Origin of the sequence: Proteus sp. fly-1067 (assembly GCF_040139345.1) — a bacterium.
Classification (GTDB): Bacteria; Pseudomonadota; Gammaproteobacteria; order Enterobacterales; family Enterobacteriaceae; genus Proteus; species Proteus vulgaris_B.
The window spans coordinates 34,725-55,181 of sequence record NZ_JBEEUL010000016.1 but is presented as its reverse complement, the minus strand read 5'-3'; the positions used below and the strand labels follow the sequence as shown (position 1 = coordinate 55,181).

General features: G+C 38.5%; 22 protein-coding genes. 10 read left to right on the top strand and 12 right to left on the bottom strand.

From position 1 onward, the window contains the following. The first annotated feature begins 66 nt into the window (after positions 1–66). From ABN217_RS17190 to ABN217_RS17175, 4 genes are all read left to right on the top strand, one after another. Entirely contained in the window at positions 67–438 is a 372-nt protein-coding gene (locus ABN217_RS17190) for a diacylglycerol kinase (protein ID WP_006536373.1), read from the top strand. A 127-nt stretch (positions 439–565) separates the two neighbouring features. Continuing rightward, positions 566–1,177, top strand: coding sequence for a transcriptional repressor LexA (lexA, locus tag ABN217_RS17185; RefSeq protein WP_072070935.1), 612 nt, complete (start codon positions 566–568; stop codon positions 1,175–1,177). A gap of 160 nt (positions 1,178–1,337) precedes the next feature. Continuing rightward, positions 1,338–1,592, top strand: coding sequence for a type II toxin-antitoxin system RelB/DinJ family antitoxin (locus ABN217_RS17180; RefSeq protein WP_196554568.1), 255 nt, complete (start codon positions 1,338–1,340; stop codon positions 1,590–1,592). Further along, entirely contained in the window at positions 1,582–1,887 is a 306-nt protein-coding gene (locus tag ABN217_RS17175; RefSeq protein ID WP_196554567.1) for a type II toxin-antitoxin system RelE family toxin, read from the top strand. Before ABN217_RS17180 ends, ABN217_RS17175 begins: the two co-directional genes overlap by 11 nt. 33 nt (positions 1,888–1,920) lie before the next feature. Here the strand turns inward: ABN217_RS17175 and zur are convergent, their stop codons facing one another. Next, complete coding sequence (gene zur, locus ABN217_RS17170; RefSeq protein WP_072070933.1) at positions 1,921–2,451, bottom strand: zinc uptake transcriptional repressor Zur; 531 nt, start codon at positions 2,449–2,451, stop codon at positions 1,921–1,923. A gap of 213 nt (positions 2,452–2,664) precedes the next feature. Then, on the bottom strand, positions 2,665–3,192 hold the full coding sequence (gene ssb1 / locus ABN217_RS17165) for a single-stranded DNA-binding protein SSB1 (RefSeq protein WP_088494417.1): 528 nt from the start codon (positions 3,190–3,192) through the stop codon (positions 2,665–2,667). A 252-nt stretch (positions 3,193–3,444) separates the two neighbouring features. Here ssb1 and uvrA point away from each other — a divergent pair, with 252 nt between their 5' ends. The 3 genes from uvrA (at position 3,445) to ABN217_RS17150 (ending at position 9,691) form a co-directional block, all read left to right on the top strand. Continuing rightward, a complete protein-coding gene (uvrA, locus tag ABN217_RS17160; protein ID WP_072070931.1) occupies positions 3,445–6,279 on the top strand; it encodes an excinuclease ABC subunit UvrA in 2,835 nt (944 codons plus the stop codon). A 666-nt stretch (positions 6,280–6,945) separates the two neighbouring features. Continuing rightward, a complete protein-coding gene (locus tag ABN217_RS17155) occupies positions 6,946–8,277 on the top strand; it encodes an SLC5/6 family protein (RefSeq protein WP_072070930.1) in 1,332 nt (443 codons plus the stop codon). Between the two features lie 64 nt (positions 8,278–8,341). Next, entirely contained in the window at positions 8,342–9,691 is a 1,350-nt protein-coding gene (locus tag ABN217_RS17150) for an L-cysteine desulfidase family protein (protein ID WP_196554566.1), read from the top strand. 102 nt (positions 9,692–9,793) lie between these two features. Here the strand turns inward: ABN217_RS17150 and ABN217_RS17145 are convergent, their stop codons facing one another. The 3 genes from ABN217_RS17145 to dnaB are packed head-to-tail and all read right to left on the bottom strand — an operon-like array spanning position 9,794 to position 13,585. After that, positions 9,794–10,990 (bottom strand): amino acid aminotransferase, encoded by a 1,197-nt coding sequence (locus ABN217_RS17145; RefSeq protein ID WP_349459688.1) that lies wholly within the window; start codon positions 10,988–10,990, stop codon positions 9,794–9,796. Between the two features lie 53 nt (positions 10,991–11,043). Continuing rightward, positions 11,044–12,135 (bottom strand): alanine racemase, encoded by a 1,092-nt coding sequence (alr, locus tag ABN217_RS17140; RefSeq protein WP_072070927.1) that lies wholly within the window; start codon positions 12,133–12,135, stop codon positions 11,044–11,046. A 40-nt stretch (positions 12,136–12,175) separates the two neighbouring features. Next, positions 12,176–13,585: a replicative DNA helicase gene (gene dnaB / locus ABN217_RS17135; RefSeq protein WP_036934568.1), complete on the bottom strand. Its 1,410-nt coding sequence runs from the start codon at positions 13,583–13,585 to the stop codon at positions 12,176–12,178. 155 nt (positions 13,586–13,740) lie between these two features. On the opposite strand from dnaB, the gene ABN217_RS17130 reads away from it, so the two are divergent. Together ABN217_RS17130 and ABN217_RS17125 are read left to right on the top strand one after the other, a co-directional pair. Then, complete coding sequence (locus tag ABN217_RS17130) at positions 13,741–14,724, top strand: quinone oxidoreductase (protein ID WP_349459687.1); 984 nt, start codon at positions 13,741–13,743, stop codon at positions 14,722–14,724. A 196-nt stretch (positions 14,725–14,920) separates the two neighbouring features. Continuing rightward, complete coding sequence (locus ABN217_RS17125; RefSeq protein WP_349441332.1) at positions 14,921–15,235, top strand: hypothetical protein; 315 nt, start codon at positions 14,921–14,923, stop codon at positions 15,233–15,235. Positions 15,236–15,276: 41 nt separating this feature from the next. On the opposite strand, the gene dusA is transcribed toward ABN217_RS17125, so the two are convergent. Further along, a complete protein-coding gene (gene dusA, locus ABN217_RS17120) occupies positions 15,277–16,311 on the bottom strand; it encodes a tRNA dihydrouridine(20/20a) synthase DusA (RefSeq protein ID WP_349459686.1) in 1,035 nt (344 codons plus the stop codon). A 96-nt stretch (positions 16,312–16,407) separates the two neighbouring features. On the opposite strand from dusA, the gene ABN217_RS17115 reads away from it, so the two are divergent. Continuing rightward, a complete protein-coding gene (locus tag ABN217_RS17115; protein ID WP_115370618.1) occupies positions 16,408–17,496 on the top strand; it encodes a tyrosine-type recombinase/integrase in 1,089 nt (362 codons plus the stop codon). 18 nt (positions 17,497–17,514) lie between these two features. Here ABN217_RS17115 and ABN217_RS17110 read toward each other — a convergent pair whose 3' ends face one another. The 6 genes from ABN217_RS17110 to ABN217_RS17085 all read right to left on the bottom strand — a co-directional run bounded on the left by ABN217_RS17110 (position 17,515) and on the right by ABN217_RS17085 (position 20,452). Beyond that, entirely contained in the window at positions 17,515–17,664 is a 150-nt protein-coding gene (locus tag ABN217_RS17110) for a hypothetical protein (protein ID WP_167392493.1), read from the bottom strand. A gap of 149 nt (positions 17,665–17,813) precedes the next feature. Next, positions 17,814–18,335, bottom strand: a complete 522-nt coding sequence (locus tag ABN217_RS17105) for an ImmA/IrrE family metallo-endopeptidase (protein ID WP_072021436.1) — start codon at positions 18,333–18,335, stop codon at positions 17,814–17,816. A 21-nt stretch (positions 18,336–18,356) separates the two neighbouring features. Next, the gene (locus ABN217_RS17100) at positions 18,357–18,713 is read right to left on the bottom strand and encodes a helix-turn-helix domain-containing protein (protein ID WP_036904873.1); all 357 of its coding nucleotides are present in this window, start codon (positions 18,711–18,713) and stop codon (positions 18,357–18,359) included. Positions 18,714–19,184: 471 nt separating this feature from the next. Next, positions 19,185–19,430, bottom strand: coding sequence for a pyocin activator PrtN family protein (locus tag ABN217_RS17095; RefSeq protein WP_349459684.1), 246 nt, complete (start codon positions 19,428–19,430; stop codon positions 19,185–19,187). A gap of 64 nt (positions 19,431–19,494) precedes the next feature. Continuing rightward, positions 19,495–19,968, bottom strand: coding sequence for a class I SAM-dependent methyltransferase (locus ABN217_RS17090; protein ID WP_349459683.1), 474 nt, complete (start codon positions 19,966–19,968; stop codon positions 19,495–19,497). After that, entirely contained in the window at positions 19,952–20,452 is a 501-nt protein-coding gene (locus ABN217_RS17085; protein WP_349459681.1) for a hypothetical protein, read from the bottom strand. Before ABN217_RS17085 ends, ABN217_RS17090 begins: the two co-directional genes overlap by 17 nt. Positions 20,453–20,457: the final 5 nt, after the last annotated feature.

Sequence of the window (20,457 nt, the reverse complement as noted above, 5' to 3'; positions counted from 1 at the left end):
TGGTGCTGTGACAATATTAATAGAGAAAAGTGGCAAAATAATCGTTTGTTTTCGATAGAGTTTATTATGGCTAATCAAAATAAAGGTCTTACCCGAATCATCAAAGCTGGTGGCTATTCATACAAGGGCATTCGTGCTGCTTGGATTAATGAAGCCGCTTTTAGACAAGAAGCAATTGTGACCTTGGTTGCAATTATCCTTTCATTTTTTATAGATGTCAGTGGTCTAGAGCGCATTTTACTCATTGGTTCCGTTGTATTGGTTGTGATCTTGGAACTGGTAAATAGTGCAATAGAAGCGGTTGTCGATCGAATTGGATCTGAATACCACGAATTATCAGGGCGTGCAAAAGATATGGGTTCTGCCGCCGTTCTCATTGCTATTATATTGGGATTATTTACTTGGGTAACCATTCTTTGGGGGCATTTCTTCGCATAAAGTTAAAAAATTCGATTTTTGTCGAAAAATAATCCAAAGATGCGTGTTTTATATTCATTTAAGGTTTCAAATCGTCATATACCTGTATATACTCACAGTCTGACTGTATAAACAAACAGGGGGCGGAATGAAAGCATTAACTGCAAGGCAGCAGCAGGTTTACGATTTGGTTCGTGATCACATTTCGCAAACGGGTATGCCACCAACACGGGCTGAAATAGCTTCCCAACTTGGGTTTCGCTCACCAAATGCGGCAGAAGAGCACTTAAAAGCTCTTGCTCGTAAAGGTGTGATAGAAATTATCTCTGGTGCATCTAGAGGTATCCGTTTGCTAATGGAAGAAGAGCCAGAAGGACTGCCATTAATTGGGCGAGTTGCTGCGGGTGAACCACTTTTAGCGCAAGAGCATATTGAAAGCCATTATCAAGTTGACCCAATGCTATTTAAGCCAAGTGCAGATTTTTTATTGCGTGTTAATGGTATGTCGATGAAAGATATCGGTATTATGGATGGCGACTTACTTGCTGTGCATAAAACACAAGATGTTCATAACGGGCAAGTGATTGTGGCACGTATTGAAGATGAAGTGACAGTAAAGCGCTTTAAGAAAAGCGGTAATAAAATTGAACTTCATGCAGAAAACCCAGAATTTTCACCTATTATTGTCGATTTACGCGAACAAAGCTTTACTGTGGAAGGTTTAGCAGTAGGGGTTATTCGTAACGGCGAATGGCTGTAATTTGTACCAAAGTAAGTCAATACAACTTATTTTAAAAAAATGCAGATGATGTGTAAAACCACAAAATCATCTGCATTTTTTATTTCTGATTTGTATAAAAAAACACCATTGCACTACAAATGTAATTACAATATGATGTGTTTTAATTACGGAGGTGCTTATGGCAACGATACAAGTTAGAGTAGACGATGAGCTCAAAAAAGAAGCTTATCAAGTATTTGAAAAAATGAACCTGTCTCCTTCAGATGCCATAAGATTATTTCTACGTTATGTTTCTGAAAATGAAAAATTACCTTTCTCAGAAGTTTCTGTCGTTGTTGGGGAGCTGGATGAAGATGAGGATATTTTAGCTGTTGTACGTGAACGCTTGAAAAAACCAAGTAAACGTATAAGAGTAAATATTGATGATCTTTAATCTTGAGTTTGATAAGCGTGCCTTGAAAGAATGGCGGAAACTCGATCAAAGCATTAAAGAACAATTTAAAAAGAAATTAAAAAAATTACAGGAAAACCCTTATATAGAGTCAGCTCGCTTAAAAGATGATCTCGCGGGTTGCTATAAGATTAAATTACGAGCATCTGGTTTTCGATTGGTTTACCAAGTTATTGATTCTGAAGTTGTGATTTTAGTTATTGCTGTTGGTAAGCGTGAAGAGAGTAAAGCTTATTCATTAGCTGAAGTGAGAATTCAAAAGAACAACATGTATTAGCCAGCATTTAGCTGGCTTTTTGTTTTTATAAGCTCAACGAGGCTTATAGTCGCCGGTTTTTCTCTGCTTAAGATTATCATCCATACTGTGATCATGGTGACAACCTTCAGGATGTGTACACTCTTGTGCTTCGTGGCACTGTGAACACAATCCATGAATTTCGATAACGCTATGTCGTAAATAAAACCCACTCTCTTTTGCCAGTAATGAAATCGCATCTTCGATTTTATGGCTATTCTTTTCAGTGACAGATAAACAACGGTCACAAATTAGCATTACTGACGTATGTTCAACATCATCAAAATGATGGCAAAGCACATAGCTGTTGGTGGATTCTATTTTATGGATAAATCCTTGCTCAAGTAAAAACTCTAACCCGCGATAGACAGTAGGTGGTTTTGCTTGTGGCTCAACTTGGCGTAATAAATCCAATAAATCGTATGCGCTAATAGCAGAAGGTTGCTGCATTATCAGACGCAATACTGCCAGACGTTGTGAAGTCAGGCGGACACCTCGTTTCTGGCAGATCTTTTCTGCCTGAGCGAGCAATTTCTCTTCATTCATGGGGATAAGATGCTCTCAGACGTTGTTAATAACACAGATCCTATCATATTTTTCAAGAGCAAACCTTTGTGTAAAGTGGGGTTTATGAAAATAACTTTTCATGGTGATCTGTAATAATTATCAACAAAAAACCCAGCCTAAGCTGGGTTAATTTTTCAGATGGTTTTAGATGATTTTTTCTAAAACTTAACAAAACTAGGTCTCAAGTAACCGTCAGAACGGAATATCGTCATCAAAATCCATTGGTGGTTCATTGTTCGGCGCTGGAGCTGCTGCGGGTTGTTGTGCTGGGCGAGATTGCGCACCACCGCTGAATTGTTGTGATGCTTGTGGCTGTTGTGGTTGACCCCAACCGCCTTGACCACCTTGTGAAGGCGCACCATCTTGACCACCACGACCACCTAACATCTGCATTGAGCCACCGATGTTAACGACAACTTCAGTGCTATATCTGTCTTGACCACTTTGGTCTTGCCATTTACGTGTTTGTAATTGACCTTCGATATACACTTGTGAACCTTTACGCAGATATTCGCCTGCAATTTCAGCTAATTTGCCGAAAATTACCACACGGTGCCACTCGGTTTTTTCTTTCATTTCACCGGTTTGTTTGTCGCGCCAGCTTTCTGATGTTGCCAGTGTTAGGTTGGCAACTGCACCGCCACTTGGCATATAACGGATTTCTGGATCCTGCCCTAAATTACCGATAAGAATAACTTTGTTTACGCCTCTGCTCGCCATGTGAGGTACTCCTGCGAAAGTAAAATTTTTGAAATCATAAGCGAATAAGTTTATCACGTACGCTAAAATTTGAATATGACGTGTGATGAATTTCTCAATTGTGAACATTGTCGATATTTTTTTGTCTCAAAATGACAGGTTTACATCATCATTCAATTTCACTATATATACTGTATATCCATTCAGTTAACTTTGTGTCATAATTATCCGATTATTTCTTTTTCGGCGACTCTCTCAATCCGGGATATATTCATGGATAAAATCGAAGTACGGGGCGCTCGCACCCATAATCTAAAAAATATCAATTTGGTCATTCCTCGCGATAAACTTATTGTTATTACGGGACTTTCAGGCTCAGGTAAATCCTCTTTGGCCTTTGATACGCTTTATGCAGAAGGGCAACGACGTTATGTTGAATCACTTTCTGCTTATGCTCGTCAGTTTCTTTCGTTAATGGAAAAACCTGATGTTGATCACATTGAAGGTTTATCTCCCGCTATTTCGATTGAACAAAAATCTACATCACATAACCCACGTTCAACGGTGGGAACAATTACCGAAATACACGATTACCTACGTCTCTTATTTGCGCGTGTTGGTGAGCCTCGTTGCCCTGATCATGATATTCCATTAGCAGCACAAACAGTCAGTCAAATGGTTGATAATGTGCTTGAACAGCCTGAAGGCAAGCGTTTAATGCTGTTAGCACCCGTAGTAAAAGAGCGTAAAGGTGAGCATATTAAGCTACTGAATAACCTTTCCGCTCAAGGCTATATTCGTGCACGTATTGACGGTGAGGTGTGCGATCTTTCTGATCCGCCGACATTAGAATTACAGAAAAAACATACTATTGAAGTGGTGATTGACCGTTTTAAAGTTCGTGACGATCTCGCTCAACGTTTAGCAGAATCTTTTGAAACCGCATTAGAACTTTCAGGTGGCACTGCCGTTATCTCTGATATGGATGATAACAATGCAGAAGACATTATTTTTTCTGCGAATTTCGCGTGTCCTGTTTGTGGTTATAGCATGAGCGAGTTAGAACCTCGTTTATTCTCTTTTAACAACCCAGCAGGAGCTTGTCCAACCTGCGATGGTTTAGGTGTTCAGCAATTTTTTGATCCCGATTTAGTGATCCAAAACCGTGAGATCTCTCTTGCTGGTGGTGCGATTAAAGGATGGGATCGTCGTAATTTCTACTATTTCCAGATGCTACGCTCACTGAGTGAACATTATCATTTTGATGTTGAAGCTCCGTTTGATTCTTTGCCAGATAATATCCAAAAAATAGTTTTAACTGGCTCAGGTAAAGAGAATATCGAATTTAAATACACTAACGACCGAGGTGATGTCGTTGTTCGTCATCATCCTTTTGAAGGTGTACTAAATAATATGGAACGCCGTTACCGTGAGACAGAATCAAGCGCGGTGCGTGAAGAACTTTCTAAGTATATTAGTAACCGTCCTTGTGCATCATGTGGTGGTACGCGTTTACGCCGAGAAGCGCGCCATGTGTATGTTGAAAATACGACGTTGCCTGAAATTGCAGATTACAGTATTGGTCATGCCATGACCTTTTTCCAAAACTTAAAACTCAGTGGACAGCGAGCGAAAATTGCAGAAAAAGTGTTAAAAGAAATTGGCGATCGACTGAAGTTTTTAGTCAATGTTGGCTTAAATTACCTCACACTTTCTCGTTCAGCTGAAACATTATCTGGTGGTGAAGCGCAACGTATTCGCTTGGCGAGCCAAATTGGTGCTGGATTAGTGGGTGTTATGTATGTATTAGATGAGCCTTCTATTGGATTACATCAACGAGATAACGATCGCCTACTTGAAACATTGATCCACCTGCGTAATTTGGGTAATACCGTGATCGTTGTTGAGCATGATGAAGATGCTATCCGTGCAGCAGATCATGTTATCGATATTGGCCCAGGCGCGGGCGTTCATGGTGGTGAGATTGTTGCTCAGGGGACACTTGAAGATATTATTAATAATCCGAATTCATTAACGGGTAAGTTCTTAAGTGGTGAGCGTCGTATCGCTATTCCAGAGCAACGTGTTCCGGTTGATCGAGAAAAAATGCTGACCATTCTTGGTGCAAAAGGCAATAACTTAAAAAATGTAAATCTGAAATTACCAGTAGGTTTATTTACCTGTATTACAGGGGTATCAGGTTCAGGAAAATCAACACTTATCAATGATACGTTATTCCCTATTGCGCAACGTCAATTAAATGGTGCTACAACTATTGTTCCTGCGCCTTATTTAGATGTTGAAGGTCTCGAGTATTTCGATAAAGTTATCGATATTAACCAAAGCCCAATTGGCCGAACTCCTCGTTCAAATCCAGCAACCTATACTGGCGTTTTTACACCTATTCGTGAGTTATTTGCGGGTGTTCCAGAATCTCGTACTCGTGGTTATACGCCGGGTCGTTTCAGTTTCAACGTAAAAGGTGGCCGCTGTGAAGCTTGCCAAGGTGATGGTGTATTAAAAGTTGAAATGCACTTTTTACCGGATGTTTATGTTCCTTGCGATCAATGTAAAGGTCAGCGCTATAACCGTGAGACCCTTGAAATTAAATACAAAGGGAAAAATATTCACGAAGCCTTGGATATGACTATCGAAGAGGCAAGAGAGTTTTTTGATGCTGTTCCTGCGCTGGCTCGTAAGTTACAAACATTGATTGATGTTGGGCTGTCTTATATTCGTTTGGGACAATCTGCGACAACATTATCAGGTGGTGAGGCACAACGGGTTAAGTTGGCGAAAGAGCTATCAAAACGTGGTACTGGGCAGACATTATATATTTTAGATGAACCCACAACAGGACTTCATTTCGCTGATATTGAACTGTTACTTGACGTTTTACACCAGTTACGTGATCAAGGTAATACGATTGTGGTGATTGAGCATAATCTTGACGTCATTAAAACTGCAGACTGGATTGTCGATCTCGGCCCAGAAGGCGGAAGTGGTGGCGGACAAATTTTGGTATCGGGCACACCTGAGCAAGTTGCCGAATTTGAAGGTTCACATACCGCAAGATTCTTAAAGCCAATCCTAGAGCGTGGTTATTAGTACCAGGCTATTTATTACCTTATAATCTAAGCGCTACAGATAATAAACCCTTTATTGTTTGTAGCGCTTTTCTTCAAGAAAAGTAAATCTATCATAAATGATAGAATTTAATTCTATTGAAAAAAGTATTCTCTTTTCACTATTCACTTCCTTATATATTTTTATCTTATTAATTCTCATTTTTATAAAAAAATAGATTAAATAGTTATTCATGCTGTTTTGTAACGTAATTTTAACCAAATACGATACAACAAAGCTAAATAGAAAAGATTATCACAGTATATCGTGATAGACAGCACAGTTTGTTTGGTGATTTGTTTCAATTGTTATACTTGATTATTATTGTATGACAATAAATATTTTCATTTATTAATCAATTGGTTGTGTGTTTTCGGGGGTTACAATAGAGGGAAGGTTATTATTTACTATGCTCTTTGAACAGATAATCCTACTTTTCTCCTTAAGGGAGAATTATTTTCCAAATCATTTCAGGCTATCACGATTTATAACAACTTTTTTCTCCGTAATATTCCCTATCATTTACCCATAATAAATAACGCCTGCAAATAATAAGGTTATTTTGATATCGCAACGTTAGATAGAGCTTTTTTACCCCCAAAATTCGTTTTGCTATTAACAATTACAATATAAAAAGTGAGTACTAATATGGAAACGGCTTCCTCAAAAACAGAGACCACAAGCTATCCCGCAACTAGTGCTGGCGCTCGCCGCGCAGGTATGACAGAACAAGAATGGCGTGCGGCTATTAAATTCGACGGCAATGATGTGGGCTGGGTTATCATGAGTATCGGTATGGCTATCGGTGCAGGTATTGTGTTTTTACCTGTACAGGTCGGCCTGATGGGATTATGGGTTTTCCTACTATCCTCTATCATTGGTTATCCAGCTATGTACCTTTTCCAGCGCTTATTTATCAATACGTTGGCTGAATCTCCAGAGTGTAAAGACTACCCAAGCGTTATTACCGGCTATCTCGGTAAAAACTGGGGTATTTTATTAGGTGCACTCTACTTTGTGATGTTAGTTATTTGGATGTTTGTTTACTCAACAGCAATCACCAATGACAGTGCTTCTTACTTACAAACATTTGGTGTTACTGAAGGTTTACTATCAGAAAATCCATTCTATGGTTTGATCCTGATTTGTGCCTTAGTTGCTATCTCTTCTCGTGGTGAACAATTACTGTTTAAAGTATCAAGCTTTATGGTGCTGACTAAACTGTTTGTTGTTGCAGCGTTAGGGATCTCCATGATTGGTATGTGGCATCTTTATAATGTGGGAGCATTACCTCCAGCAGGACGTTTAATTAAAGAAGCTATTATCACTTTACCTTTTACACTGACTTCAATTCTGTTTATCCAAACATTAAGCCCAATGGTTATCTCTTACCGTGGTCGTAATAAAAACCGTGAAGTTGCTCGTCATAAAGCGTTACGAGCAATGAACATCGCTTTCGGTGTGTTGTTCTGTACTGTTTTCTTCTATGCAATCTCATTCACATTAGCAATGGGTCATGATGAAGCCGTTAAAGCCTACGAACAAAATATCTCAGCATTAGCGATTGCGGCGAAATTCTTCCCTGGCGGCTGGGTAACAGTTGTTAGCGTTATGCTTAATATCTTTGCTGTAATGACTGCATTCTTTGGTGTTTATTTAGGTTTCCGTGAAGCAACACAAGGGATTGTGATGAATATTCTGCAACGTTATATCCCTACTGAAAAAATCAACCAAAAATGGGTACAAAACGGCATTATGATTTTCGCCGTGCTACTGGCATGGGGTGCCATCATTCTTAATGCGCCTGTATTGAGCTTTACGTCAATTTGTAGCCCAATCTTCGGTATGGTGGGTTGCCTTATTCCTGCATACTTAGTGTACAAAGTACCTATGTTACACAAATACAAAGGTGCGTCACTATACCTGATTATCTTTACCGGTTTACTGCTCGTTATCTCTCCGTTCTTGGCATTCTCATAGTCGCCAACTTCGGTTCTAGTTAGACGTTGTTGTAAAAAACTAAATTAATCCAAGGTGTTAGATTATGAGCAAGAACAAGAATTCTCATTTATGGTCACAGTTTGTTCGCCAGTTACGTGAAGGTGTTAAACCTGCAGTAGGTTGTACAGAGCCAATTTCATTAGCACTGGCAGCGGCAAAAGCAACCGCGCTTTTAGGTGAGCCAGTTGTTCGTGTTGAGGCTTGGGTTTCACCAAACTTAATGAAAAATGGAATGGGCGTAACCGTACCTGGAACGGGAATGGCTGGGCTTCCTATTGCAGCTGCGCTGGGTGCAACGGGTGGAGATCCTGATGCAGGGCTGGAAGTCTTGCTAAAGGCTTCCGCGGAAGCAGTTGCTCAAGCTAAAACACTGGTTGCTGAAGGTAAAGTCACTGTTGGTGTAAAAGCTCCATGTGAAGACGTTCTTTATTCTGAAGCAAAAGTGTATGGCCAATCTGGTTATGCCATTGTCAGTATTGCAAGAGAGCATACACATATTGTTCGTTGTGAATGTAATGGTGACGTTGTTTTTGAGGAAGATAAAACAGCATTTGCCAATAATTGTGAATGTACTGATGAAAAACCTTTTACTGATGTTTGTGCCGAAGATATCTATAACTTCGCACTTAATGTGCCTGTGAATGAGATTGAGTTTATGCTCAATGCTGCCCATTTAAACGGTGCTTTATCAGAAGAAGGGCTAAAAAACACCTATGGATTAGCCATTGGTCGTACATTAATTCTGCAACAAGAGAAAGGGTTGTTAGGTAAAGATTTACTTAATGAAATCATGATCAGAGCATCAGCTGCTTCTGATGCTCGCATGGGTGGTGCGGTATTACCTGCAATGAGTAATTCAGGCTCAGGTAATCAAGGGATCGCAGCAACATTACCTGTTATGGTTGTTGCTGAATTTATCCATGCTGATGATGAAACTTTATTGCGTGCGTTAGTTTTATCACACTTAATGGCGATTTATGTCCATAGCCATTTTCCACCTCTTTCGGCTCTTTGTGCTGCAACCACAGCTTCAATGGGCGCGGCTGCAGGAATGGCATGGTTACTGACAAAAGATTTCACTACAGTGAGTATGTCTATCAACAGTATGATTGGTGATATCAGTGGCATTATCTGTGATGGCGCATCAAATAGCTGTGCAATGAAAGTATCGAGTAGTGCAGCGAGTGCTTATAAAGCAGTATTAATGGCGATGCAAAATCAAAGTGTTGCGGGTACTGATGGTATTGTTAGTGACGATGTTGATAGCTCAATTGCAAACCTTTGTGCATTAGCCAGCCGTGCAATGCAATATACGGATATTCAAATTATTGAGATTATGGAAGAAAAAGCGCGTCGTAATGCCGGGGAAAAGAAGCAGGCTGTCAATGTATAAAAGGTCAAAACCTAAAATGACAGTGAATGTTGTTATGCAGTAAAAAAATACCTGCTTATGAGAATAGGCAGGTATTTTTTATCGTGAAAGAGTGTGAGTAATTTAAATACTTACAGCGGCAAAAGCTTGGGCAATGCGCTGAACATTACCTGTATTGACACCAGCCATACAAACACGACCTGTACCAACAAGATAAATACCAAATTCTTCTCGTAATCTATCAACTTGTGCCTGTGTAAAACCGGTATAACTAAACATGCCGCGTTGTGTTAATAAGTGATCAAAATTCTTTTCAGGTAATGCTACTTTTAAGGCATTCACTAAAGTGACTCTCATCTCTTTAATACGATCACGCATATGTGCTACTTCTTTTTGCCATTGTGCTGTTAACACTTGGTCTGAGAGTACTTTATTGACAATTTGTGCACCGTAATTTGCTGGGCTTGAATAGATGCGACGTACACCTGCTTTTAGTTGACCTAATACATGTTCGCATTCAGTGGCGTTATCACAAACAATGGATAAACCGCCCGCACGTTCACCGTAGATCCCAAAGATTTTTGAAAACGAATTACTGATAAGTATTGGTAATCCTGCTTTCGCCATAGTACGAATAGCGTAAGCATCATCATCTAAGTTTTCAGCAAATCCTTGATAAGCAATATCTAAAAATGGAATTGCTTGGCGAGATTTTAATACTTCAGTGACTTGATCCCATTGATCTTTAGTCAGATCAGAACCTGTTGGGTTGTGGCAACAAGGATGCATTAATACAATGCTTTTTTCAGGCAGTTTTTTAAAGCAATCTAAGAGTGCGTCAAATTTAACGCCTTTAGTTTCAGGATCAAAGTAAGGGTAATAATTTACCTTAAAGCCTGAACCCGCAAAAATAGAGCCGTGATTATCCCAAGTAGGATCGCTTATCCACACTTCTGATCTTGGGAAATAGCGATGCAGAAAATCAGCACCGACTTTTAGTGCCCCTGATCCACCTAATGTTTGTATTGTGGCAATTTTCTTTTCTGCAATTAGAGGATTATTTGTACCGAAAAGGAGATCTTGAATTTCGCTACGATAAGGCGCCAGCCCTTCCATTGGTAAATAAAGTGTTGCTGTGGGTGTCATGGCATTGAGTTGCTGGCGTGCAACTGACACTGTTCCTAAAATAGGGGTTTTGCCTTCTTCATCATAATAAAGACCAATGCTTAAATTAATTTTATCCTGACGTGGGTCTTTGTTATAAACATCCATCAATGAGAGAATGGGATCTCCCGGAAACGCTTCAACCTGTTGAAACACGGCTTCTTCTCCAATCACTTTGAGTGTGTCATAGGGATACAATATCGTGTGTATTATTGTTCGTCTAGGTATTCCATGATGACGCGCGAGGTTAATTTTGTAATCAACTCATAGGCGCTAATGCCACTATATTTGGCAATTTCTTCTACGGGCAACACATCTCCCCATAAAATGGCTTCATCACCAACACTATCAATAAGTTCAGACCCTAAATCAACGCTGATCATATCCATAGAAACGCGGCCCACAATCGGCACTTTTCGACCATTAATCCACACAGGAGTACCGGACGGCGCACTGCGAGGATAGCCATCACCATAACCAATGGCGATAACGCCAAGATAAGTGTCTTTTTCACTTACCCATGTGCCACCATAACCAACGGGTTCACCCGCTTTATGTTTGCGAACGGCGATCAGACTTGTTTTTAGCGTCATTGCAGGGGTTAAACCAAAGTCTTTGCCCGTTCTTTCATCACCAGTAGGAGAGATGCCATAAGTGATAATGCCGGGGCGAACCCATTGATAATGAACTTGAGGCCAAAATAAAATACCAGCAGAAGCTGCGATAGACTTATCACCAGCTTTATTTTGAATAAAATCTTGAAATAGTGAGATTTGTTTTTGTGTTACTTCAGGAACATCGGGTTCATCAGCGCGACTAAAATGGCTCACAATATTGACAGGTTGTTGTACATTCTTGCAGGCAGAAAGTCGTAAATAAAAGGCTTGTGCATCTTCAGGGCGTATGCCTAAACGGTGCATGCCAGTATCGACTTTCATCCATACTTTAACGGGTTCATCTAAATTAGCTTGTTCTAAGGCTTCTAATTGCTCTTGGCTGTGAACAACAGTTTCAATATGGTTGACAACCAAAATAGGTAAATCAGCAATATCAAAAAAACCTTCTAATAAGAGGATGGGTTTTACAACGCCCCCACTTCGTAAGGTTAATGCTTCACCAATACGTGCAACACCAAAACAATCAGCATTATCCATTAAGGTATACGCTGTTTCTAATAACCCATGACCATAAGCGTTTGCTTTCACGACAGCTATCAGGTGGCTATGTGGGGCATAGTCTCTCACATGCTGAAAATTGTGACGCAGAGCGCGGCGATCTATCACTGCGGTTGCCGCTTTCATATTATTTCAATACTTCCTCTAATTAAATCAAGGTTAGTGATTATTCATCGTCGTAAGCAGGACCAGCGTAGTTATCAAAGCGCGACCATTGACCGTTAAAGGTAAGTCTGACTGTACCAATTGGACCGTTACGTTGTTTACCGATGATAATTTCTGCAACACCTTTTAAATCACTACTTTCGTGATAAACCTCATCACGATAAATAAACATAATAAGGTCAGCATCCTGCTCGATAGAGCCCGATTCACGTAAGTCTGAGTTAACAGGGCGCTTATCAGCACGTTGTTCCAAACTACGGTTTAACTGTGATAGTGCAACTACTGGAACTTGTAGTTCTTTAGCTAATGCTTTTAATGAACGCGAAATTTCAGCAATTTCTAATGTTCTGTTTTCAGATAATGAAGGTACTCTCATTAGCTGTAGGTAGTCAATCATGATAAGGCTTAAACCACCATGTTCACGATAAATTCGACGAGCACGAGAGCGTACTTCTGTTGGTGTTAAACCCGATGAGTCATCAATATACATATTACGTTTTTCAAGCAAGATACCCATGGTGCTTGAAATACGCGCCCAATCCTCATCATCAAGCTGGCCTGTTCGAATTCTTGTCTGATCAACGCGAGATAATGATGCCAACATACGCATCATAATTTGGTTGCCGGGCATCTCTAAACTAAAGATAAGTACGGGTTTTTCTTCTGTCATTGCCGCATTTTCACATAAGTTCATGGCAAATGTGGTTTTACCCATCGAAGGACGTGCTGCGACAATAATTAAATCTGATTTTTGTAATCCAGCGGTTTTTTTATCAAGATCTTGATAACCACTAGAAACTCCGGTGACACCATCGTGAGGTTTTTGATAGAGCTGTTCTATTTTTTCAACGGTTTCTTCTAAAATAGCTTCTATCGCTTTCGGACCTTCATCTTTATTGGCACGAGTTTCAGCAATTTGAAACACTCTAGATTCGGCAAAATCGAGTAGATCTTCACTGGTGCGCCCTTGAGGATCAAAACCTGCATCCGCGATCTCATTGGCGACTTTTATCATATCGCGAACAACCGCACGTTCTCGGACAATATCGGCATAAGCGTTGATGTTCGCCGCACTTGGCGTATTTTTAGAAAGTTCTGCTAAATAAGCAAAACCGCCAACACTGTCTAACTCGGCATTTTGTTCTAATGCTTCTGAGAGTGTAATTAGGTCAATAGGTTTACCTAATTCCAGCAAGCGTTGCATTTGCGAGAAAATAGTACGATGAGGTCGGCTATAAAAATCCTCTGCGGTAACACGCTCAGAAACATTATCCCAACGTTCATTATCTATCATCAGACCGCCTAACACGGACTGTTCTGCTTCCAGCGAATGGGGAGGTAGCTTTAATCCCTCCATTTGTCGGTCTTTAATATCAGACATCAGTTTGTCAGTGGTCTTATTTCTGGCCATAAATCCTGCATAAAATCGAAAAAGTCTCAGTCAGCATATTAGTATACGCTAACCCAATTATCTGTGCCTTGTAGAAATAGCTATCCTTTGTCATTATCTCTAAAGGTCTTTTTGCGCTCGTTTATTTAACCTCTTATCCTACAAAGGAGATAGTAATGGCTAAACGTATTCAATTTGCAACTCATGGTGATGCAGATGTTCTTGAGTTAGCAACATTTACACCAGCTCCTCTTGGTGATCATGAAGTTCAAGTTGCCAATAAGGCAATAGGTATTAACTATATTGATACTTATGTACGTAGCGGATTATATCCTGTAAGCCAATTTCCAAGTGGATTAGGCACTGAAGCTGCGGGTATTATTATCAAAACAGGCGCTAAAGTGACTTCACTAAAAGAAGGGGACAGAGTTGTGTATGCGCAATCTCCGCTAGGGGCTTATAGCGATACGCATAATGTACCAGAAAATAAAGTGGCGCGTCTGCCTGATAATATCTCTTTTGAACAAGCTGCAGCCTCTTTTTTAAAAGGATTAACGGTTTATTATCTCTTCAATGAAACCTATAAATTACAAGCGGGTGAAGTCTTTTTATTCCACGCAGCAGCGGGTGGCGTTGGTTTAATTGCAAGCCAATGGGCTAAAGCCATTGGTGCAAAAATGATAGGTACAGCAGGCAGTGATGAAAAAGTTGCTAAAGCAAAAGCTGCAGGTGCATGGGAAGTGATTAATTACCAGACTGAGTCGATTGTGGAACGTGTTTTGGCGCTAACTAATAACCAAAAAGTGCCAGTTGTTTATGATTCTGTCGGTAAAGCGACTTGGTTAGACTCGTTAGACTGTTTGCAGCACCGAGGTTTAATGGTGAGTTTCGGTAACGCATCAGGTGCAGTAACGGGTGTTGATTTAGGTATTCTCAATAAAAAAGGTTCTTTATATGTGACGCGCCCATCTATTTCGGGTTATATCACAACCCGTGAAGAGCTAGATACTGCAAGTGAAGCACTATTTGCATTAATTGGTAGTGGTAAAATTGATGTCAGTGTGCCAGATAATCAGAAATTTGCTTTAGCAGATGCCAAAGAAGCGCATCATTATCTTGAAAGCCGACAATCTCAAGGATCAAGCTTACTTATTCCTTAATTATTGTTTGTAATATTTAGAACCTGTTTAAAATAAATTAGACAGGTTTTAAATATTTATCTTTTATTAATAAAATATAATAAATTCCTATTTTAATTATCAAAAAAAAACCTTATTTTTATTTTATGTTTATTTTTCACTTTATCTCTTTTAATTTACGTTTTTACTAATTTTATTAATAGAGTATGGAGTGTTTATGCAAAAGAATGAGTTAAATGATTTTATTGATTTTATCTATGAGGATAATAAAGTCAGTAATGTTGAATTACAGTTTATTCGTGATGTAGCTGATGAAAAGATAGAAGCGTTATTTAAACGATTAGGCGAAAATAATAATTTATCTTCATTTCAAAAATCAATGGATGTATCAGTTCAATTAATGCAAAACGCCTTTTTTGATATAAAAAAGAAAGAGGATTCAGAAGAAAGTAAAAGTGAAGTTAAAGAGGCTTTTGAATTTCAAATTGCTTATTTAATTGCAAATTATAATCGTTTCTTCTCATTACTTTAATTAAAATAAACCAGCCTTTAGGCTGGTTTTATTTTTTTAGATTATTTCTCAGTCACAAACTTCAGTGCATTTTCTAAAACAGACAAATCAGCACCTTGTTTATGCGCATTTTCACTTAAATGACGACGCCATTGTCTTGCACCTGGAATACCTTGAAAAATCCCTAACATATGACGAGTGACATGACCTAAATAAGTCCCTTGTGATAGCTCTTTTTCAATATAAGGATACATGGCTCTTACGGCAGCGACTGTATCAGCAATAGGCAATTGATTATCAAAAAGCTCATGATCAACATGCGCTAAAATGGACGGGTTTTGATAAGCTTCACGACCGACCATAACACCATCCATATGTTTTAAGTGTTCCTTCGCTTCTTCTAACGATTTAATTCCGCCATTAATCGCCATGGTGAGATGCGAGAAATCACGCTTTAATTGATAAACACGAGGATAATCTAGAGGTGGAATTTCACGGTTCTCTTTTGGGCTTAAACCTGATAACCATGCTTTACGTGCATGAATAATAAAAGTATCGCAATTATTATCGCGACTGACAGTATCAATAAAATCACATAAAAATTCGTAGCTATCTTGGTCATCGATCCCAATGCGCGTTTTTACTGTGACAGGAATATCAACCACATCACGCATGGCTTTCACACAATCTGCGACGAGCTGTGCATCTCCCATTAAACAAGCACCGAAACGCCCATTTTGTACGCGATCTGAAGGACAACCTACATTTAAATTAATTTCATCATAGCCACGTTCTTGTGCCAATTTTGCACATTGCGCTAAAGCTAGAGGATCGCTTCCGCCTAATTGTAATGAAACAGGATGTTCTTCTTCACTGTATTTTAGATAGTCACCTTTACCATGAATAATGGCACCTGTTGTAACCATTTCAGTATAAAGCAGAGTGTTTTTACTGAGTTGACGAAAGAAATAACGGCAATGACGATCAGTCCAATCGAGCATCGGCGCAACAGAGAAGCGGTTCAATGGGTAATTCCCTTGAGTGCCCTTTGTTTGCTTGTTTTCTAGTGTTTTATCGGTTGGTGTATTTTCGTGCATTATAACCCATTTTAGTGTATTTTCTCTTTATCAGGACACCAGTGAGGACACCAAAATTTGGTGTCCTGCTGAGAGTGAGAGAGGATTTATATAGAGATGGCTTACTATACCATATCAAAACGCGATAGAGCAGACGGCACTGCTCGATACAGATGTTCCGTTTCTGTGAAAGCTGGTGGAAAGAGAATTTATAATGAAAGCAGAACGTTCACCAAACAGGCTCATGCAAAAACATGGGGAACTAAACGTGTTTTAGAGCTAGAGCAAAACGGCATACCAGATCCAACTGATGCAACAAAAATAACAGTCAGAGATTTACTGTTTAAATATTTAAATGATCCAGATCTTGGCGGGAAAGCAGGAAGAACAAAACGGTATGTTTTAGAAATGCTGTTTGATTCTGATTTGTCTAAATATGGGCTAACAGAGCTTACCGTTTCACATATTGTTGATCATTGCAGACATAGACACGCATCAGGTGCATCACCCTCAACCATTAACCATGATGTTAGTTATTTGACCTCGGTATTAAAATCAGCAAAACCTATCTATGGTATAGAATATACGGCTAATCCAGCGTATGAGGCACGCCCGTTACTCATTCAAATGGGATTGATTGGTAAATCGCAACGGCGTAGTCGTAGACCTCAAAAAGAAGAATTAAAACAACTAAGAGAAGCGCTTAAAAAACGAAGCGAACACAGAGAGTGCATTATCCCTTATGTTGATATTTTAGATTTTTCTATTCTTAGTTGTATGCGTATTGGTGAAGTGTGCAAAATTCTATGGACAGACGTTGACGAGAAAAACAGATCAGTAATTGTTAGAGATAGAAAAGATCCGCGTAAAAAATCTGGCAATCATATGTCAGTTCCTTTGCTTGGTGATGCATGGACAATACTGAGTCGCCAACCAAAAACAAGTGATAGAATTTTCCCTTATAACCCTAAATCAGTTACTGCAGGTTTTCAGCGCACTAGGAACGCATTAGGAATTGAAGATCTTAGATATCATGATTTAAGAAGAGAAGGGGCTAGTCGTTTATTTGAAGCGGGCTTTAGTATTGAAGAGGTGGCTCAAGTTACAGGACATAGATCTTTAAATGTTCTTTGGCAGGTATATACAGAGTTATATCCCAAATCTCTACACGAAAAGTTTGAAAAAATAACATCAAAAAAGGCATGAAATTCATGCCTTTCTATTTTAGCATCTTACTAAAAATGCCCAAGCTTGATATCCGTATGCATGCGCATCTAATCTTTTACCAGATTTACCACGAACTTTACGGAATCTGCAAAATATCCAGCGAAAACCTTTTGGTGCTGGTTTGCTAGTAATTGGTTTTAAAGCCATTCATAAACACCTCCTTACCAAGAGAGATTTTTCTTGAGTTAACTTCCCTGAGGTGTTATTGTCAGGTTGTCACGAAGTAATTCAAGTAGTAACACTCTTAGGTTTGTTACTAAAAAAAGCCCTTGTTTAGCACCACCTAAACAGGGGTTTTATATTTTTTGCAACTGATATTCAGCTGCTTCTAGAGAAACTCCACACACCTGAGCGACTTCAATAGGTGTCATGTTTAATAGTATTTCTCTTTTGGTGGCAGGGATAAGTAACTCACCACTGAAACATTTTGCCTGCCATTCACTACTTTCAAACGCTCTTATTCGAACGTTAGGCATAGACCTAGCGAAAGATATATTTTTATGCATAAGTAAATGGCCTAGCTCATGTGCAACAGTCATCCTATCCCGACCATTTCCATTTAATGCTCCCTCATATATATCTTCCCTTAATATAATCTTGCTCTCTTGAGGTATTGTTAACCCGTGAGTTCCCGGCATATCTTCAATGGGCATTATACTGAGTTCGTAATCATCAATAAGGCTAGGTAATCCAAATTCAACAAATTCCATTATAGGAAAGTGTAAGTTTGTAATACTTAACATACTCCTTATTTGATGAGTTAGCGTCCTTATATCCCTTCGATTTAGAGAGGGAACTCTATAATCTTGACCACTCAAGAGGCCTCCTTAGTTTAAGTATTATTCATTTTTATTCAAAATACTTTGTAAACGAGATAAATCTTCTGCACTTAAATCGTCAAAATTTCTGGCGAATGCAATAGCCACATCTCTTGCTCTTTCTTGTCTACCTAACAAGCTAATCTCCACTGTTTGCTGAGATTCATCGGCTGCCTTTATCAATTTTTCTTTCACATCACCACTTGCTTGGAAAAATTTTATTATATTTTCTAAAATCTGATTTGTGACAGCTCTTTTGCCAGTTTCAATCGCTGAAAGGTAAGAAGATGTCATGTCCATTGACTCAGCCATACTTTTTAAAGTGATGCCTAAATCAATCCGCATTTTCCTTACAGTCTTACCGAACGGCGTTAACATTTTGTGACTCCTCAATTAAAAAATAAGGTAAAAATACCCTACGCTTTGATATTAACAAAATGAGTTATTGAAATCAACATATTTTGTTGATTTTTTTTCATTTGTTGTTTCTTTTTGTTTAATTTATTTTAAATCAATGTGTTATGTTTTCTTGTGGTATGATGTTTTTAGATGTTTTAGTGTGATTATGATGCAATAAAGCATGGTTCTGGTAAATGTTAGAAACTTTAATATCATAATTATTATACATGTAAGATTAAAGGAAGAGACTGATGAGTGTTGATGTTTGCAAAAGCTTACGTAGTGAAATGATTCTATGGAGATATATATCTATTGATAAGTTAATAGACATTTTCAGTAGGAAGTAGCTTTTTCTTGCACCACTTTCGCTCTATCAGAGCACAGCTCCATTTGAAGGCTACGCTCCCAAAAGTAACATGTGGCTGTATAGGTTATGCAGCCACATGTGATTTATTGCAATAGCTTGAATTCCGCTTTAGCTACTTCTCGTTTTTTGTCTATCCATTCCGCTAAATCTACAATATGCACCAATCTTCCTGATTTTTGATTATCCCTGTATGTTGGAAATGGTAACTCGCCAAGGTTAGCTTTTTTATCAGCCCAAGAAGGCGATATGCTAAGGAATTTCTCAGCAACAACAGATAGAGGAATTTGAGACGTTTCATATTCAGCTAACAATAAAAATACTGTATTCATATTTTCTCTCCACACTGTCCGTACACAGTTTAAATAGATATTAGTTAATGCTGGTGGTAATTATTTACTGATTTTCTTTATAGAATGCCATCCAGTGGGTCTTGTCATTTTTCCCTACACGCTGAACAGCTGTTGGTTTTTCATTAGTTAAAGCTAATATTTGTTTAACGGGTATTTGAGTTTCGCACCACTTAAACAATAAGGTTCCATTTGGCTTTAACACACGAAATGCTTCAGTAAATCCTTTTTTTAAATCTTCTTTCCATGAGTCTTTATTTAACGAACCATATTTTTTAAACATCCAGCTGTTTTTACCAACTCTAATTAAATGAGGAGGATCAAATAGCACCTGATAAAATGAATTATCTTGGAAAGGAAGATTTTTAAAATCAGAAATAACATCAGGTGTTATATTTAAAATTCTTCCGTCACATAAAATATGTTCTTCAGCTCTAATATCATTAAATAAAACACGATCATCTTGTTTATCAAAATAAAACATACGAGAGCCACAACACATATCAAGTATTGGTTTCATTTTTATATGCCAACTTTGATTTAATCCAATTTTCAGCTTCGTCATTACATGACAAAACATTCTCCATCATTAATTCAATATCAATAGATTCACTTGCAATATGGGTTAATGTGTTCATAAACATTGCGAACTGTTTTTCATCACACTCAATAAAATTGGCTCTGTATGCACTAATTAAATGATTACGAGCATATAGAACGCCTAATTTCATTTGCTTTCTTTTACTATTACAAAGCTCATCGGCTAGCTTCATGATTAGTTCAATTAATTGCGAACTTTCCATGTTCTTTTTATCTATTAATTTATTCCAATCAACATCATCAGCGCAAAATGCCTCTATTAACTTACTATTATCTTCATTAGTTTTAATTAATGATTCCAACTCATCACACAATGCAATAATGACCTTCTTTTCAGGTTCTTTATTATCTGAAAACATGCCTTTTACATAAGAAGTCAAAACTCTAATTTCGTTTTTATCCATTTTTT

Bases quoted from the DNA above. Each gene is read 5' to 3' on its own strand.
- ABN217_RS17190 (WP_006536373.1), top strand. From the start codon at position 67: ATGGCTAATCAAAATAAAGGTCTTACCCGAATCATCAAAGCTGGTGGC.
- lexA (WP_072070935.1), top strand. From the start codon at position 566: ATGAAAGCATTAACTGCAAGGCAGCAGCAGGTTTACGATTTGGTTCGT.
- ABN217_RS17180 (WP_196554568.1), top strand. From the start codon at position 1,338: ATGGCAACGATACAAGTTAGAGTAGACGATGAGCTCAAAAAAGAAGCT.
- ABN217_RS17175 (WP_196554567.1), top strand. From the start codon at position 1,582: ATGATCTTTAATCTTGAGTTTGATAAGCGTGCCTTGAAAGAATGGCGG.
- zur (WP_072070933.1), bottom strand. From the start codon at position 2,451: ATGAATGAAGAGAAATTGCTCGCTCAGGCAGAAAAGATCTGCCAGAAA.
- ssb1 (WP_088494417.1), bottom strand. From the start codon at position 3,192: ATGGCGAGCAGAGGCGTAAACAAAGTTATTCTTATCGGTAATTTAGGG.
- uvrA (WP_072070931.1), top strand. From the start codon at position 3,445: ATGGATAAAATCGAAGTACGGGGCGCTCGCACCCATAATCTAAAAAAT.
- ABN217_RS17155 (WP_072070930.1), top strand. From the start codon at position 6,946: ATGGAAACGGCTTCCTCAAAAACAGAGACCACAAGCTATCCCGCAACT.
- ABN217_RS17150 (WP_196554566.1), top strand. From the start codon at position 8,342: ATGAGCAAGAACAAGAATTCTCATTTATGGTCACAGTTTGTTCGCCAG.
- alr (WP_072070927.1), bottom strand. From the start codon at position 12,135: ATGAAAGCGGCAACCGCAGTGATAGATCGCCGCGCTCTGCGTCACAAT.
- dnaB (WP_036934568.1), bottom strand. From the start codon at position 13,585: ATGGCCAGAAATAAGACCACTGACAAACTGATGTCTGATATTAAAGAC.
- ABN217_RS17130 (WP_349459687.1), top strand. From the start codon at position 13,741: ATGGCTAAACGTATTCAATTTGCAACTCATGGTGATGCAGATGTTCTT.
- ABN217_RS17125 (WP_349441332.1), top strand. From the start codon at position 14,921: ATGCAAAAGAATGAGTTAAATGATTTTATTGATTTTATCTATGAGGAT.
- dusA (WP_349459686.1), bottom strand. From the start codon at position 16,311: ATGCACGAAAATACACCAACCGATAAAACACTAGAAAACAAGCAAACA.
- ABN217_RS17115 (WP_115370618.1), top strand. From the start codon at position 16,408: ATGGCTTACTATACCATATCAAAACGCGATAGAGCAGACGGCACTGCT.
- ABN217_RS17110 (WP_167392493.1), bottom strand. From the start codon at position 17,664: ATGGCTTTAAAACCAATTACTAGCAAACCAGCACCAAAAGGTTTTCGC.
- ABN217_RS17100 (WP_036904873.1), bottom strand. From the start codon at position 18,713: ATGTTAACGCCGTTCGGTAAGACTGTAAGGAAAATGCGGATTGATTTA.
- ABN217_RS17095 (WP_349459684.1), bottom strand. From the start codon at position 19,430: ATGAATACAGTATTTTTATTGTTAGCTGAATATGAAACGTCTCAAATT.
- ABN217_RS17090 (WP_349459683.1), bottom strand. From the start codon at position 19,968: ATGAAACCAATACTTGATATGTGTTGTGGCTCTCGTATGTTTTATTTT.
- ABN217_RS17085 (WP_349459681.1), bottom strand. From the start codon at position 20,452: ATGGATAAAAACGAAATTAGAGTTTTGACTTCTTATGTAAAAGGCATG.